The organism is Paenibacillus alginolyticus DSM 5050 = NBRC 15375 (assembly GCF_000422905.1).
Taxonomy (GTDB): Bacteria; Bacillota; Bacilli; order Paenibacillales; family NBRC-103111; genus Paenibacillus_E; species Paenibacillus_E alginolyticus.
The window spans coordinates 42,844-56,625 of the sequence record NZ_AUGY01000034.1 but is presented as its reverse complement, the minus strand read 5'-3'; the positions used below and the strand labels follow the sequence as shown (position 1 = coordinate 56,625).

The window sequence follows — 13,782 nt, the reverse complement described above, 5'->3', positions numbered from 1 at the left end:
CTTACCCGCAATTCCCGCTGCAGCTTCCACCGGAACTGCAGCCTTTGCCAGTTGGAAGTGGATTATTGCTTGGGACTTTAATCGTATCGGAGACCGCATGCGCGATCGTTGTAGAAACGGTAAACAGCAAATCGTCCAAACGGTCTTCTGCTTCTTTGAATCTACGCACCGCTTCCACAGCATGCAGCTTCTCCTGAATCTCATTCACTGCGGCTAATGCTTCGTGATAGCTTGGGTGGTAATGCCCGAAGCGTTCGCATTCCTCGAAAGCATCTTTCTTTCTGGCGAAAACCGCTTTAAGATCCCGAACTTCTGCGCTGTTCTCCACAGCGATCTTCCAATATAAATAATCTGCCACTTCAGCAGAGGAATTAATCATATCACCCATGTCATAAGCCTGCATAAGAACGGCCGACATATCTATTGTTTCTGCTTCCATTGTCTGTAACATAACTAAGATCAACATCCTTCCTCTCAAAAAATATATAACATCTCTACTATACCACAGTTCCTCAAGAGTTTCTTCCTTTTCTCTTTGCAGCGAAATCCAGGTCCATTTGCTCTCTGGCTCATTTAAGCCTACATGTAGACACCTTCATCGTTAATACCAGGCAAAATAAGCTTCATTTCCTCCCAGTCCTCGCTCGCCAATGAAATTTCCTGATATTCCTCCAGCCCTTCCAATATCCAGCCCGATCGTTCTTCGCGTAGAATTCGGGGGATAATCAAGCGATTTCGCCCTTCTTTTCGAAGTTGCAGAACGCTTTTCCATTCGATAGCTTTACGGATCATCTCTTTGCGTGTTGAGCCGTGATACGCTCGAAATTCCTTAATCCAGCTTACAGGAATATCCTGCATATCCGGATACAATTCGTCCCGCACCGGCAAATGGGTATCCATTTCATAAAGCTGGATGGTATCCCTTGAATAACAAAGGCCACCTGTCTGATTTTCGGACGAAATCAACGTATTGGAAACCTCTGCATGCTTGTCTTTTCGGCTGCTTCTTGGATTGAAACCCATTTTCTCTAGACACTTCGTGAGCAATGTCAAATGTTCACGCAAAACAATAAAGTCTGAGCCACCGACGCGTTCCCCTAGAAGTGGAAGGCATTTCTCATTTCTAAGCAAAGCCTCCGCAATATTCTCGGAGCGGCAGCGAAGCAGCGTTACTTCTTCGATATACAGCTTACCTGCTTGCTCTCCCCATTGCTCTAAAGTAATCGTTATATGTGCTGGCACTTCGTAAAGAGCATTCTCGTGCAGCATCCGAACCATCTCTTCGCTGCTCATCCCCTTTTCCCAAGCACGGCAGCAGCTTTCTTTGGTTATGCGATAGGTTCGAACAAGATCAGTCGTTTGGAGATCAGCGAAAGCAGCGATATTCCACTCTGTGTGAAGTGATACGTCCGGAGGGAGCAACATTTCGAAATCTGGCTGCACATAAAGCGAGGGACGCACCTCAACATGCGTTTCTGACGATCTGAGGTCATTCTCCTTATTATTATGTGAGGCCTGTTGAATCGGGGTGATTAACCAGCGAAACCATAGATGATCTTCCTTATCGATACCCAACTCTATGAAACGGAAAACAGATAAAGGAACCATCCATGTTGTCATGATAGCTTTGCGAAGTGACGCTTCATCCGTTACCTGCCCCCCTAAGGAACAGCAAGAACGAATTCCCTTCACAATAATGTCCACCTCATACCACTGCCCGTATTCCCCCCTCTCCATCCATGATATGCCATGTTCAAGCCAAACAGGTACAGGAACCAACAACTGACGCCAAATCTGGTATAATTGCCCCTGCTGCCTGTCGTAGGAGTCCTGAAGCCATTTTAGACAGGACTGTTGATTAAAGAGGTAACCGTCACCTTGGCTATTTATGGATAGGAAACCCATACGAATAGCTATTTCAATCATTAGCGCGGTAGGTTCGTCATAAACGTCTCTAAATGCGTAAGTAAGCCCAGATGAGCGTAATATGTCATTCGGCAAGGCCAGATGTTCCGTTAGCTTTTGCAGCTGCTTTTTATGTAAAGTCCCTTTATTCGTGAGCGGAAGAACTAATTGTTGGTTACAAGCCACCAGAAAATGAAACAGCTGCTGTGCCAAGCCTCTAGGATGAATCGATTTTGCTGGATCTGATATGTTTAATTGTCCTGCGCTCCCGGCTTCCCACAACTCAAGAGCCATATCTTCTTTACCTGATTGAAGCTGATCGGACGGAAACAACAACAGCTGCCATGCTGCAAAAGCATCCTCAGGCAGGATAAAAAGCTGCTCCCCCCATGCTTTGCGAAAAGCCGCAATAGCGCCAGCTCTTCTAAGTCCAACAAGGCCAAGAGCGACTTGCGCACCGGACATACGAAGAGCTGCTTGCTTTTCCAACGCCTCTCTTGTAAACGGTTCACAGCCAAATGCGGATACGATGAGACGCAGCGTATGCTTTTCATCCAATAACAAATGCCGGTTCAACTCAGCAAGGTACTTCTGATCCGTCATTAAATCAAGGAATGCCACGCCTTGCTCCAGGAAAGATGAGCACCATTTTTGTTCCATAATGAGCTCTTTTAGTTCTCGAGGCATTTTCCTATCGATATGTTCAAATCTCATCCTATGCTCCTTCTCATCATTTCGTCGTTTGATTCCAACTTGTTATGCTATATTCATAGCCCTGCTCAACTAGAAATAACTGCCTTTTCATAGCAAAGTCCTGCTCCTTCGTATCCTCACTAATCAGAGAATAGAAAACCGCTGCGTTCGTGCCGCTGCTCTTAGGACGAAGGATACGCCCAAGCCGCTGCGCCTCTTCTTGCCGCGAACCATAACTGCCCGACACCTGAATAGCTACGACGGCGTCGGGCAGGTCGACAGCAAAATTGGCAACCTTGGATACAATAAGGAGAGGCACCTGACCTTTTTTGAATTGGTCGTATAGCTCCTCTCGGATTTCATGCGCTACTCCGCCGCTGATCATGGGCGCGCCGGTATGGGCAGCGATAAGCTCTAACTGACTAATATATTGACCGATGATTAACGTCTGTTCGTTCGCATGAAGCCGCAATAAGTAGTCAATAACCTCTAGTTTAGCGGTATTTTCTCCAGCAATCCTGAACTGCTGCCTAGCACCCGAGGCTCCATAACGATCCCGATCGAAAGCCGATAGAGACACTCGAAATTCCTTACAGGCGACCTTTGCTATCCAGCCCTTCGACTCAAGCTCTTTCCAAGCCATATCATATTTCTTCGGCCCCACAAGTGAGAAAACATCTTCTTCTCGGCCGTCTTCCCTAATTAAAGTAGCCGTTAATCCGAGCCTGCGTGTCGCTTGTATCTCTGCTGTAGCCCGAAAAACGGGGGCTGGCAAAAGATGAACCTCGTCATAAATAATCAGACCCCAGTCTCTCTGACTAAACAGCCGCATATGCGAGAACTCGTCTTCTTTCTTCCCGCGATGCGTCAAAATCTGATAAGTTGCAATTGTAATAGGCCTTACTTCCTTCGTAGTGCCGTTATATTCCCCTACCTGATCTTCCGCTAAGCCCGTTTTGCTCAAAATCTCACGCTTCCACTGCTTCACCGAAGTCACATTTGTTGTCAGAATCAACGTTGCACAGTTGCATCTGGCCATCGCAGCTATGCCAACCACTGTCTTTCCCGCTCCACAAGGAAGCACTAACACACCGCTGCCGCCTTCTCCGACACGGTTAAAAGCATCTACAGCATGCTTTTGGTAATCTCGCAGTTGGAACGGGGCTTCCATCGTATCTTCCTTCCGAAGCTGAATCGGAAGAAACTCGCCGCTGCGATAAGCGGCCAAATCTTCTACGGGATACCCCAGCTTGATAAGCTCCTGCTTCAAGACACCGCGTGAAATCGGAGAAATAGCAATAGCGCGCTCTCCGCGAGTATCCTCTAGATACCTCTTCAACGAATCGTAAGCGCTAATTTCTTTTAACACGACTGTATCATCGCTAACTAGATAGAGCTCATTTCCAACATTCTCCATACGCAGTATGCCATACCGCTTCACATATTTACGTATGATGCTTAGTACCCCGGTAGGAACACCAAATTTGGCATTTCGTTGTAAAAAATCCGACATTTCTTCTATTGGCATCCCAGCAGCTGATGCATTCCACAGCGATAATGGCGTAATCCGATACGTGTGAAGATGCTCCGGGCTTTTGATCAAATCTGCGAACCGGGATATTGTCCCTCTAACCGTATCAAATTCAGGGTGATTCGTTTCCACTAATATCGATAAATCGCTCTGAACAATCAGAGGACGGGTAGGATCCATGGCAATCATGTGCTGCCTCCTTTTTTCCTAGTATGAAAGGAAAGCACTTGATTTAAACATCCCCGTCATGCTAACGTCTAAAACATACTTAAAGAAAAACACAGTTTATGCTTACGAAGAAAGTTTTCTTACGAAAACTCAGTCAATGCTTACGATGCAAGTTTTCCTAATGGAAAACTCTTAGGAGGTCATTCATGCGCAAATGGAAAATCTCTCTTGCTGTACTGCTTAGTCTAGTCATCTTGATGACGGCTTGTGGGACTAAACCCGCAGCTGTAGCTGGCAGAGAGCGTGTAAAAGTGGAACGTATCGTGGACGGAGACACACTTGAGGTCACAATGAAGGGGAAGAAAGAGAAAGTACGATTAATTGGTGTGGACACACCGGAGACGAAGAAGCCAAATACACCCGTTATGTTTTATGGAAAAGAAGCAAGTGCTTATACGAAGAAGCGATTGGAGAAGGAAACCGTCGAGCTTGAATTTGATGTAGATAAAAAGGATCAATATGACCGTTTGCTCGTTTACGTATGGATCGGTGAAGAACTGTTCAACCGTACCCTGGTTCAAGAGGGGTATGCGCGCATGGCTACATATCCTCCGAACGTCAAGTACGTAGATGCTTTTAAGAAAGATCAAGAATCAGCCCGTAATAAGAAGAAAGGCATTTGGCAGGATTACGATAAAGCATTCGATACCAAGAAATAACCGATTATTACCAAGGCAAGCGCCGATAGAACAAAACGGGCAGCTAGCGATAATACCGCTAAACTACCCGAATTTTATGCTAAACGTACAGTTGTGTTATCACGCCAAAAGGCAATTATCGATGCCTATGAGAGCTTTTGTCCATTTAATGTGCAAGCCTACTCCACACGGATTGCATTCGCCTGAGCAATCAAGCACAGCTCTGCTGCTTTGAACGTATGCGCCTGTGTCATGGCATGCTCGGTACGATTCAGACAGTCCAAGATCAACTGGCCGAAGAAAGGAAAGCCTACTTGCCCATGGAGGCTGTAGTGCTTTTCTCCTTGCTGGTTGACCAGGTATAACTGATCTCCCTGCGGATCGCGAGCGATGTCAATATATTTACGAAGCTCAATATAGCCTTCTGTTCCTAGAATAACTGTCCGTCCATCTCCCCAAGTCCCCAAACCACTCGGTGTAAGCCAATCCACACGGAAATAGTTTGTCGCCCCGTTGTCCCCAATCAGTGTTGCGTCACCGAAATCCTCCAGCTCCGGATAATCCTTCGCATGGTAATTCGCCACTTTGCTGCTTACAACAGTAGCATCCTTGCACCCTGCATAATGCAGAAACTGTTCGATTTGATGACTGCCGATATCACAGAGAATACCGCCATAATTTTCTTTCTTGAAAAACCAATCCGGGCGATTCGAATGACCCAATCGGTGCGGCCCTAAACCAATGACCTGCACGACACGGCCAATTGCACCCTCTTCAATGAGCTGTCCCGCGAAAACAGCGCTTTCCACATGGAGACGTTCACTGTAATAGACAGCGAATTTGCGCCCCGTCGCTTCAACTGTTGCCTTGGCAGCAGCCAATTGATCTAACGTTGTGAAAGGAGCTTTATCTGTAAAATAATCTTTACCATTCTCCATCGCTCGGACACCTAGCGCTCCGCGTTCAGAAGGTACAGCAGCTGAAGCGATTAGCTTCACTTCGGCATCGTCAAATATTTCTTGCTCAGACGCCGCTACTTTCACATGAGGATACCTCTCAACAAATGCCTTTACCTTAGCAGGGTCCTGATCATAAACCCATTTGAGCTCTGCTCCTGCTTCCTGCAAGCCATTACACATGCCATAGATATGACCATGATCCAAGGCAATAGCAGCGAAAACGAACTCCCCTTTTTGAACAACAATGTTCGGCTTCCCTTTTGGCGCGTAATTCATTCCATCACTTTTCTGCATGTCCCAATTCCTCCACCATCTTACCCCATGTACGCATTAGCGCGAGGTGTTCATGTTTTTAGACTACAAGTGTTTTAAAACCAGCCTCTTTATTGACAGTGGAATTTTTAATTTTATCTTGCAAATGCTGCTCGAACAGTTCCTCGTCGATCGGCAGATCTACCCAATTGTCTGTCCACGTCGACAACAGCATAGCATTGGATAGCATCAGTCCTTTGATTCCTTCTTCCCCTGGAGCGACCAATGGCGTGCCATGCAGAATGGCATCCACCCAGTTTTGCGTGATGCCTTTGTGGCCTGTTTCTTGCCCTTCAATTGGAATCTCGCATTTCCAGCACTCCGGTTGACCAAATCCACCCTTATAGGTTTCATTAAATTCTCTCTCGGATACACGCAAACGCCAAAATGTCAGCTTGCCATCCTCGATCACAATTTTACCGCGGTCACCAGACAATTCGAACCGGTTCGTTCCTGGAGCTTCGCCTGTTGTTGTAACGAATAAACCTGTAGCGCCATTCTCATATTCTACGAATGCGGTTACATCGTCCTCTACTTCGATGTTGCGATGCTTTCCGAAATAACAAAATGCACGAACCCGTTTAGGCATCATATCGATCGTCCACTGCCACAAGTCAAGCTGATGCGGATCCTGGTTAATGAGTACACCGCCGCCTTCGCCTGCCCATGTTGCACGCCAGCCGCCTGAATCGTAGTAGCTTTGGGATCTGTACCAATTCGTAATGATCCAGTTCGTTCTGCGGATTTCACCAAGCTCACCGGAAGAAACAAGATCCTTCAACTTTTTATATAATGGATTTGTACGTTGATTGTACATCATACTGAATACTTTTCCTGAAGCTTGCGCCGCTTCGTTCATTTGACGAACTTGTTTCGTGTAAACACCTGCTGGTTTCTCACACAACACATGGAGTCCGGCTTCAAATGAGCGGGCAGCTACCTCTGGGTGATCATAGTGAGGAGTCGCAATCAATACACCGTCAACGGTCCCAGAAGTAAGGAATGTATCGAGATTGTCGAATAATTGGACGCCTTCACCTAGGTTTTCTTTTGCCCATTCCAAGCGGTCAGCTCTGAACTCGCATATTGCGGTTAGCTGAGCACCCTTCACTTCATTGTTCACCAAATATTTGGCATGTCCGGTTCCCATATTGCCCAGACCAATAATACCAATCCTTACTTTCTCCATATGGTTATCACCTTTTTCTCGTTAGATTCACAATTATTGAACACGTTATCAATGTAGCATATTTAGAAGACTGCATCTTGTCGCAGATTGACCTCCTTATTGCGAACTTTGACAGTTACACCATATATACAAATGGAAAAAAGACCAGTTTCCTGGTCCATTCCCTCCTTTTTTCACGAAAAAGCTGGCAGTTGGATAAGGACCGTGGTGCCAACGCCAAGCTTACTTTGATATTCGATATGTCCTTGATGTTCATCGATAATCGCGAAGCTCACCATGACGCCAAGCCCAGTTCCCTTCTCTTTGGTCGTATAAAAGGGTTCCCCTATGCGCGGCAGCCGCTCCTCCGATATACCCAATCCCTGATCTGCGAAATAGAGCGCTACACCGCCAGCAGCCTTTTTCACAGAAACATCCAGGCCGCCTCCATTTGGCATCGCCTCAATGGCATTTTTAATCATATTCACGAAAACCTGCTTCAATTGATTTCGCTCACATTTAACCAGAGGAAGATCAGGTTCACAATCTAGTTCGATGATCACATCGCTCATGATTGCCTCTGTATTCAGTAATTCAATGACTTCACTTAAAATAGCCTTCGTATCGTGAGGTTTGAACGCTACGACCTGTGGCTTAGCTAGAATCAGAAGCTCGCCCAAAATCAGCTCGATACGGTTAAATTCTTCCTGCATGATCTGAAAATACCGAAGCTTGCTTTCTTCGTTTGCTTGACACATCAGCTTGGCAAAGCCTTTGAGTGCCGTAAGCGGATTACGAATCTCATGTGCGATTCCAGCAGCCAATTGTCCAGCAACATTCAATTTTTCCGTTTTGCGAAGAAGCTCTTCTGTCTGTTTTTGTATGGTGATATCCTGCATCGTTCCAAAGAGGCGCAGCGGTCTCCCCCATTCGTCATAGGTCGTTTTGGCCATGGTATGAATCATTCGGACCTCAGTCTCATTCACAATAATGCGATATACCAAATCTAGTAAACCGCCATGCAAAGAATCACGAATGGCCTCTTTCACTTTAACTGTATCATCCGGATGAACCGCATTAAAAAAAGCTTCTATTGTATTCCCAAAATATTCACGGCGCATATGGAACAGCACAAACAACTCATCTGACCAATACAAATCATTCCTGATCACATCCCAATCATAGTGACCCAATCCAGCTATTTCTTGCGCAATTTCCAAATTAGCTTTGCTTCTTTTAAGCTCTGTTTCAATTTGTTTATACGTTGTAATATCATGAATGAGTCCCCGTACAGCCGTGCGACCGTTATCGCGAATGACTCGCTCGATTTGAGATTTCAGATGGCGCACCTCTCCATCATTTCGAACAATCCTATACTCGACTTCTGATATTCCAACCTGAATCGCTGTTTCAAAAGCAAGGGCTACTTTATCGCGATCATCCGATACGATTGGCTTAATAGCTTCGCTTAATGCCATGGAATCTAAAGGATCAAGACCGTGGATACGATACATTTCCTCGGACCATATGCAATACTCATCGTTTAGATATCGTTCAAAGCTGCCAAATTGTCCAAGCCTTTGGGCTTGAACAAAACGTTCCTCGACCAGCTTACGTTCCGTAATATCGCGCCAAATGCCCAAGATCTGACTTCTTTTGCCATCCTCATCTAACATCCATTTGTAATTTTTCTCAAACCACACGTACCAACCTTTTTTATGTAAAAAACGACAGGTGATCATCCCTTGGTCTGCAGCAGTTGCATGGTTTTCATCCATTAAAATACTCCTCAGAATCTCCGTGTCATCTGAATGACAATACGTCAAGATCCGAGTACCGACCATTTCATCGACCTCATAACCAAGCAGAGGTTGAATTGCAGGGGATAAATATCGAAATTTACCATCTACGGAAGTCACTGTGATTAAATCTTGAAAATTCTCTGTATATTTTAGGTAATACTCACTTTCTAGCAATGAACTAATTTCAGCAAAATCCGGTTTATGGAGTGCAATATGCAAGCTCCCGCCAAATGGATATGCACTCACCCTTACCCACTGATTGGACGATTTTATGTATTCTTCAAAATGAACCTCTACCTTATTTTTAAAGGCTTTATGTAATTGGTCGTAACAAGCGTACCGTATCGCAGCTGGAAATTCTGCCCAAGCGACTTTACCCAACAATTCATCGGGCGTACGATTTAAAATTTTTGCTGCATATTCGTTGATATATGTATAATGCCAACCTGCGTCTAGAATAATTACACCAATAAATGCGCTGTGTTCGACCCTATTCATTCTAAGCTGTTAACCTCCCCTACCCTTTCGCATCATTATCTCTCATCACTTATCGGTAGTAAAGATGACAATTTTTTCTGACAAAAAAAGCAACCTACCTCCATCGAATGGAAACAGGTTGCTTACTTTTATATATGGATCATTCTTATTTACTGCCGACTAGTATTCTGTCAGATGAAATTTTACTAAGTGCTTCCCCTGCCTCATCCTCAAAGCTGCCGCGAACCGCTAGGTCACCGATGGCTACTATTCCGACAAGCTCGCCGTTCTCTACTACAGGTAAACGTCGAATTTGATCTTTGGCCATCATTTTGGCGGCTTCATCAACAGTTGTATCAGGAGTTATTGTCGCAATATCCTTCGTAATTACCTTCTCGACAGCAGTAGAACCAGAATGCTTTTCTGCGTATCCGCGAACAACAAGGTCCCGGTCTGTTACAACACCAATGAGCTTCTTGCCCTCTACAACGGCAACGAATCCGATATCGTGCTGTTTCATTTTCAAAGCGATCTCGTATACATTATCTTGAAGAGTAACGGTCACGCAATCTTTACTCATGATGTCCCTTACTGTTTTACCTGCCATGTCCCATAATCCCTCCTTGGAGTTAACTTACCTCTATAGCATTCTCCAAAGGAAGGACGACATTCATGCCATATAATCCAAAGCCATTCCTAATAATAAATTTGCCGCATTTAGCATGGATTTCTCGTCAATATCAAACTTCGGATGATGGTGAGGATGAACGATACCAGCCTCAACATTACCTGCACCCACAAACATAAAACAACCTGGTCGGTGATTCAAATAATAGGAAAAGTCCTCTCCGGCCATAATAAGTGGGGATTCGTGCACGGCTTCTGCCCCGAACAACTCGGTACCGACTTTGAAGAAACGCTCAGCTTCTTTCCCGTCATTAACAACTGTAGGGTAACCTAATTTATAGTTTATCTTATAGGAAGCCTGATACATCTCACAGGTGGCATGTACAATCCGTTCTAGGCGTTCCTTCACATCTTGTCTAAGTTCTGCATTGAAAGTACGCACAGTGCCATTCAACACACTCGTTTCGGCTATGACATTGAAGCTAGAGCCTCCGTGGAAGGATCCAACGCTTACCACACATGGTTCTATCGGATCTACTTGTCGACTTACGATCGATTGAAGATTTACAACTAATTGAGAAGCTACATAAATGCTGTCAATGGTTTGATGAGGCAAACCTCCATGTCCGCCTTTTCCTTGAATGTGAATGGTGAATTCGTCGGGTGCCGCCATTAAGGGACCTGCTTTGGAATAAAAATGGCCGACAGGAAATGGTGTCCATAAATGAACGCCGAACACGGCATCCACACCTCCAAGAGCCCCGTGTTGAATCATGGAATCAGCGCCACCGGGCGTAATTTCTTCAGCATGCTGGAACAGGAAAACCAGATTCCCTTTCAGTTGAGAGCGATGCTGACTCGCCACTTTGGCAATACTAAGCAGTGTTGCGGTGTGTGCGTCGTGTCCGCATGCATGCATAACTCCCTTCGTAAGTGAAGCGTATGCACAATTCATCTTCTCATCTTGAATAGGAAGTGCATCCATGTCTGCTCGAAGCGCGACCGTAGGACCTTCACTGCTGCCGCGGAGCAGTCCGACAATCCCATTGCCTCCTACATTTGTGCGAACTTCAATGTCCCAACTTTGCAAATGATTCGCCACAAATTCAGCGGTGCGATATTCATGGAATGAGAGTTCTGGATGTTGATGTAAGTAGCGTCTCCAGGCAACCATTTCTTCATAATTCGCTTGTAAGCTAGCTTGAAAATCGTTCATAAGGAAAATCCTCCGCCCATCCTTGTTTCTTAACTTTTCACGCTTGCCCGTGTCATTGAACCTATTCTACCAAATAAATGATCATGTTTCATCTGTAAAGTGCCATCAAATATTAGAAAATTGACGTTGCTATCGACTTGCAGAACCTTTGGAAACATACTATCATGAATAAAGAATGCATACGTACAATATGGAGGCGTTAAAAGTGATTATTGAAGCAACTGGCCTAAAAGGCTTAAAAAGCGATTTGGCTCACCTGGATGAAGTAACGACTAAACTTGGTTTCGTGCGTTGGCAGTGGGAATACACGCGCGCTACTTATGATTTTAAATTGGAAGATAAAGCAAGCAAATCCGTGTATTTCTTACGTGTAAATGCTCGTGTTGAATCCGGTAAACTAGAATCTCCTTATGCAATCTTATTCTTAGAAGATGCGTACATAGGTAAAGAAACGTTCCCGCATGGCTTGGATTACAATTCTCCAATCCCTGAGTCCGTTCTCAAAATTTCCAATCAAAAATTAGCACAACTGCAGCAATTATTAGCAGACTAGGCGAGGAAACAGCATGAATCCCCCTCGAAGAGGAACGCCGGATTTTCTGCTGCTTTTTTTAACCTTTGTACTTGTTTGCTTCGGTCTTGCCATGGTCTTCAGTGCAAGCTCAATGACGAGTGCTTTTTATGAAAAATTTAACAATGATCCATGGTTTTTTACAAAAAAGCAGCTCATGGCCGTAGGAATAGGAACGGTCGGCATGCTTTTTTGCATGAACCTCCACTACAGCAAGCTGAAAAAGTTGGTTCTTCCTGCTTTTTTTGTTATCGTAGTGCTGCTCGTTCTCGTTATTTTTACATCAAAAGCAAATGGTGCAGCCAGTTGGTTTAATGTAGGTAAATTTGGCATTCAGCCAACGGAATTCGCCAAGTTAATCGTTATTCTTTACTTGGCTTCTCTCATTAGTAATAAAGAAGAGAAGTTCCGTAATTTCAAGAAGGGGCTGCTCCCTGCACTACTTATTGTTGGGTTTGTATGCTTTCTAATCATGCTGCAGCCAGACTTTGGCTCCTGTATGATTTTACTCATTTGTGCAGCCATTGTCATTATGGTCGGCGGCTCCAATTTGAAGCATATTTTCTTTATTGGGACAGGCTCTGTTGCCATTGCCGCTATTGGGGTTGCCCTTTACCTGCTCAAAGGAAACACCAATAATAATTACAGGATAAACCGTCTGACCTCCTTTCTCGACCCTTTCTCTGATCCTCAAGGGAATGGACTTCAAGTTGTGCAATCTTTGTACGCTTTTGGTCATGGCGGATTGACCGGTGCAGGATTCGGTCAAGGTATTCAGAAGCTGCATTATTTGCCTGAAGCTCATACGGACTTCATTTTTGCGATTATCGGGGAAGAACTCGGATTCATTGGCAGTGCCTTATTTATACTTATTTTTCTTATCTTCCTATGGCGAGGCATCCTCGTTGCAGTTCGCAGTCCTGATATGTTCGGTATGCTAACTGGTGTTGGTATCATGGTTATGTTTGCCCTTCAAGCCTTTATTAATATCGGCGGAGTAACCAACACAATCCCTTTAACAGGTGTAACCTTGCCCTTTATTTCAGCCGGCGGCTCCTCCATGATGGTCTCACTTATCAGCATGGGGATCCTGCTCAGTATATCTCGGGAACAGACACACAAAGAAGATGCAAAACCCAAAAAAAGACCCAATCGATTTCAGTGAAATCATTGGGTCTTTCTTCTATTTTACACGATGTGGATCGTCTGCTGTCTCTTCTTCTTTGAACGCAACGCCTTCCACCTTGACGTTGACTTCCACCACGGTTAGTCCGGTCATATTTTCAACAGCTTCTCTCACGTTTTCTTGGAGATCCCTGCATACATCCTGAATACGGGAACCGTAATTGACGATCACACGCAGATCGATGGCTGCTTCCACTTGCCCAACTTCAACAGACACACCGCGCTGCACATTCTTTCCACTTAGTCGCTTAGCTAAGCCTTCCGAGATACCGCCTGACATGCCGGCGATGCCTGCTGTCTCCAGAGCTGCAAGTCCTGCAATTGTCGATACTACATCATCAGAAATACGAATTAAGCCAGTTTGATTGTCTTCGGACATACAGATCAACTCCTCATATATAATATAGGGACCTTTAAGTTTAAAGCTCAAAGTCTCTCCACTCTGTATAAATCTATTGTAATAAGTTCAC

Annotated in this window: 12 protein-coding genes; 3 read left to right on the top strand and 9 right to left on the bottom strand. The window is 44.9% G+C overall.

All coding sequences use genetic code 11. The features are described from left to right. Position 1: 1 nt before the first annotated feature. From G519_RS0116210 to G519_RS0116200, 3 genes are all read right to left on the bottom strand, one after another. Entirely contained in the window at positions 2 to 451 is a 450-nt protein-coding gene (locus tag G519_RS0116210) for a YlbF family regulator (RefSeq protein ID WP_029195608.1), read from the bottom strand. Positions 452 to 579: 128 nt separating this feature from the next. Then, positions 580 to 2,619, bottom strand: coding sequence for a helicase-associated domain-containing protein (locus G519_RS0116205; protein ID WP_029195607.1), 2,040 nt, complete (start codon positions 2,617 to 2,619; stop codon positions 580 to 582). 16 nt (positions 2,620 to 2,635) lie between these two features. Beyond that, positions 2,636 to 4,318 (bottom strand): DNA repair helicase XPB, encoded by a 1,683-nt coding sequence (locus G519_RS0116200; protein ID WP_036633116.1) that lies wholly within the window; start codon positions 4,316 to 4,318, stop codon positions 2,636 to 2,638. A 185-nt stretch (positions 4,319 to 4,503) separates the two neighbouring features. Here G519_RS0116200 and G519_RS0116195 point away from each other — a divergent pair, with 185 nt between their 5' ends. Beyond that, positions 4,504 to 5,016 (top strand): thermonuclease family protein, encoded by a 513-nt coding sequence (locus tag G519_RS0116195; RefSeq protein WP_029195605.1) that lies wholly within the window; start codon positions 4,504 to 4,506, stop codon positions 5,014 to 5,016. A gap of 158 nt (positions 5,017 to 5,174) precedes the next feature. On the opposite strand, the gene G519_RS0116190 is transcribed toward G519_RS0116195, so the two are convergent. The 5 genes from G519_RS0116190 to G519_RS0116170 form a co-directional block, all read right to left on the bottom strand. Beyond that, positions 5,175 to 6,248, bottom strand: coding sequence for a Gfo/Idh/MocA family protein (locus G519_RS0116190; protein ID WP_029195604.1), 1,074 nt, complete (start codon positions 6,246 to 6,248; stop codon positions 5,175 to 5,177). Positions 6,249 to 6,306: 58 nt separating this feature from the next. After that, entirely contained in the window at positions 6,307 to 7,455 is a 1,149-nt protein-coding gene (locus tag G519_RS0116185) for a Gfo/Idh/MocA family protein (protein WP_029195603.1), read from the bottom strand. Positions 7,456 to 7,628: 173 nt separating this feature from the next. Continuing rightward, the gene (locus G519_RS47560; RefSeq protein ID WP_051253435.1) at positions 7,629 to 9,734 is read right to left on the bottom strand and encodes a PAS domain-containing protein; all 2,106 of its coding nucleotides are present in this window, start codon (positions 9,732 to 9,734) and stop codon (positions 7,629 to 7,631) included. 145 nt (positions 9,735 to 9,879) lie between these two features. Next, a complete protein-coding gene (locus G519_RS0116175) occupies positions 9,880 to 10,320 on the bottom strand; it encodes a CBS domain-containing protein (protein WP_029195602.1) in 441 nt (146 codons plus the stop codon). A gap of 63 nt (positions 10,321 to 10,383) precedes the next feature. After that, on the bottom strand, positions 10,384 to 11,556 hold the full coding sequence (locus G519_RS0116170; RefSeq protein WP_029195601.1) for a M20 family metallopeptidase: 1,173 nt from the start codon (positions 11,554 to 11,556) through the stop codon (positions 10,384 to 10,386). Positions 11,557 to 11,761: 205 nt separating this feature from the next. Between G519_RS0116170 and G519_RS0116165 the strand changes: the two genes are divergently transcribed. Together G519_RS0116165 and ftsW are read left to right on the top strand one after the other, a co-directional pair. Continuing rightward, positions 11,762 to 12,109, top strand: a complete 348-nt coding sequence (locus tag G519_RS0116165; RefSeq protein WP_029195600.1) for a YugN family protein — start codon at positions 11,762 to 11,764, stop codon at positions 12,107 to 12,109. Positions 12,110 to 12,122: 13 nt separating this feature from the next. After that, positions 12,123 to 13,292, top strand: a complete 1,170-nt coding sequence (gene ftsW / locus G519_RS0116160; protein WP_029195599.1) for a putative lipid II flippase FtsW — start codon at positions 12,123 to 12,125, stop codon at positions 13,290 to 13,292. Between the two features lie 18 nt (positions 13,293 to 13,310). On the opposite strand, the gene G519_RS0116155 is transcribed toward ftsW, so the two are convergent. After that, positions 13,311 to 13,691 carry an Asp23/Gls24 family envelope stress response protein gene (locus G519_RS0116155; protein ID WP_029195598.1) on the bottom strand — a complete coding sequence of 127 codons (381 nt, stop codon included), beginning with the start codon at positions 13,689 to 13,691 and terminating at the stop codon, positions 13,311 to 13,313. Positions 13,692 to 13,782: the final 91 nt, after the last annotated feature.

Coding starts and splice junctions, on each gene's coding strand:
- G519_RS0116210 (WP_029195608.1), bottom strand. CDS start 451: ATGTTACAGACAATGGAAGCAGAAACAATAGATATGTCGGCCGTTCTT.
- G519_RS0116205 (WP_029195607.1), bottom strand. CDS start 2,619: ATGAGATTTGAACATATCGATAGGAAAATGCCTCGAGAACTAAAAGAG.
- G519_RS0116200 (WP_036633116.1), bottom strand. CDS start 4,318: ATGATTGCCATGGATCCTACCCGTCCTCTGATTGTTCAGAGCGATTTA.
- G519_RS0116195 (WP_029195605.1), top strand. CDS start 4,504: ATGCGCAAATGGAAAATCTCTCTTGCTGTACTGCTTAGTCTAGTCATC.
- G519_RS0116190 (WP_029195604.1), bottom strand. CDS start 6,248: ATGCAGAAAAGTGATGGAATGAATTACGCGCCAAAAGGGAAGCCGAAC.
- G519_RS0116185 (WP_029195603.1), bottom strand. CDS start 7,455: ATGGAGAAAGTAAGGATTGGTATTATTGGTCTGGGCAATATGGGAACC.
- G519_RS47560 (WP_051253435.1), bottom strand. CDS start 9,734: ATGAATAGGGTCGAACACAGCGCATTTATTGGTGTAATTATTCTAGAC.
- G519_RS0116175 (WP_029195602.1), bottom strand. CDS start 10,320: ATGGCAGGTAAAACAGTAAGGGACATCATGAGTAAAGATTGCGTGACC.
- G519_RS0116170 (WP_029195601.1), bottom strand. CDS start 11,556: ATGAACGATTTTCAAGCTAGCTTACAAGCGAATTATGAAGAAATGGTT.
- ftsW (WP_029195599.1), top strand. CDS start 12,123: ATGAATCCCCCTCGAAGAGGAACGCCGGATTTTCTGCTGCTTTTTTTA.
- G519_RS0116155 (WP_029195598.1), bottom strand. CDS start 13,691: ATGTCCGAAGACAATCAAACTGGCTTAATTCGTATTTCTGATGATGTA.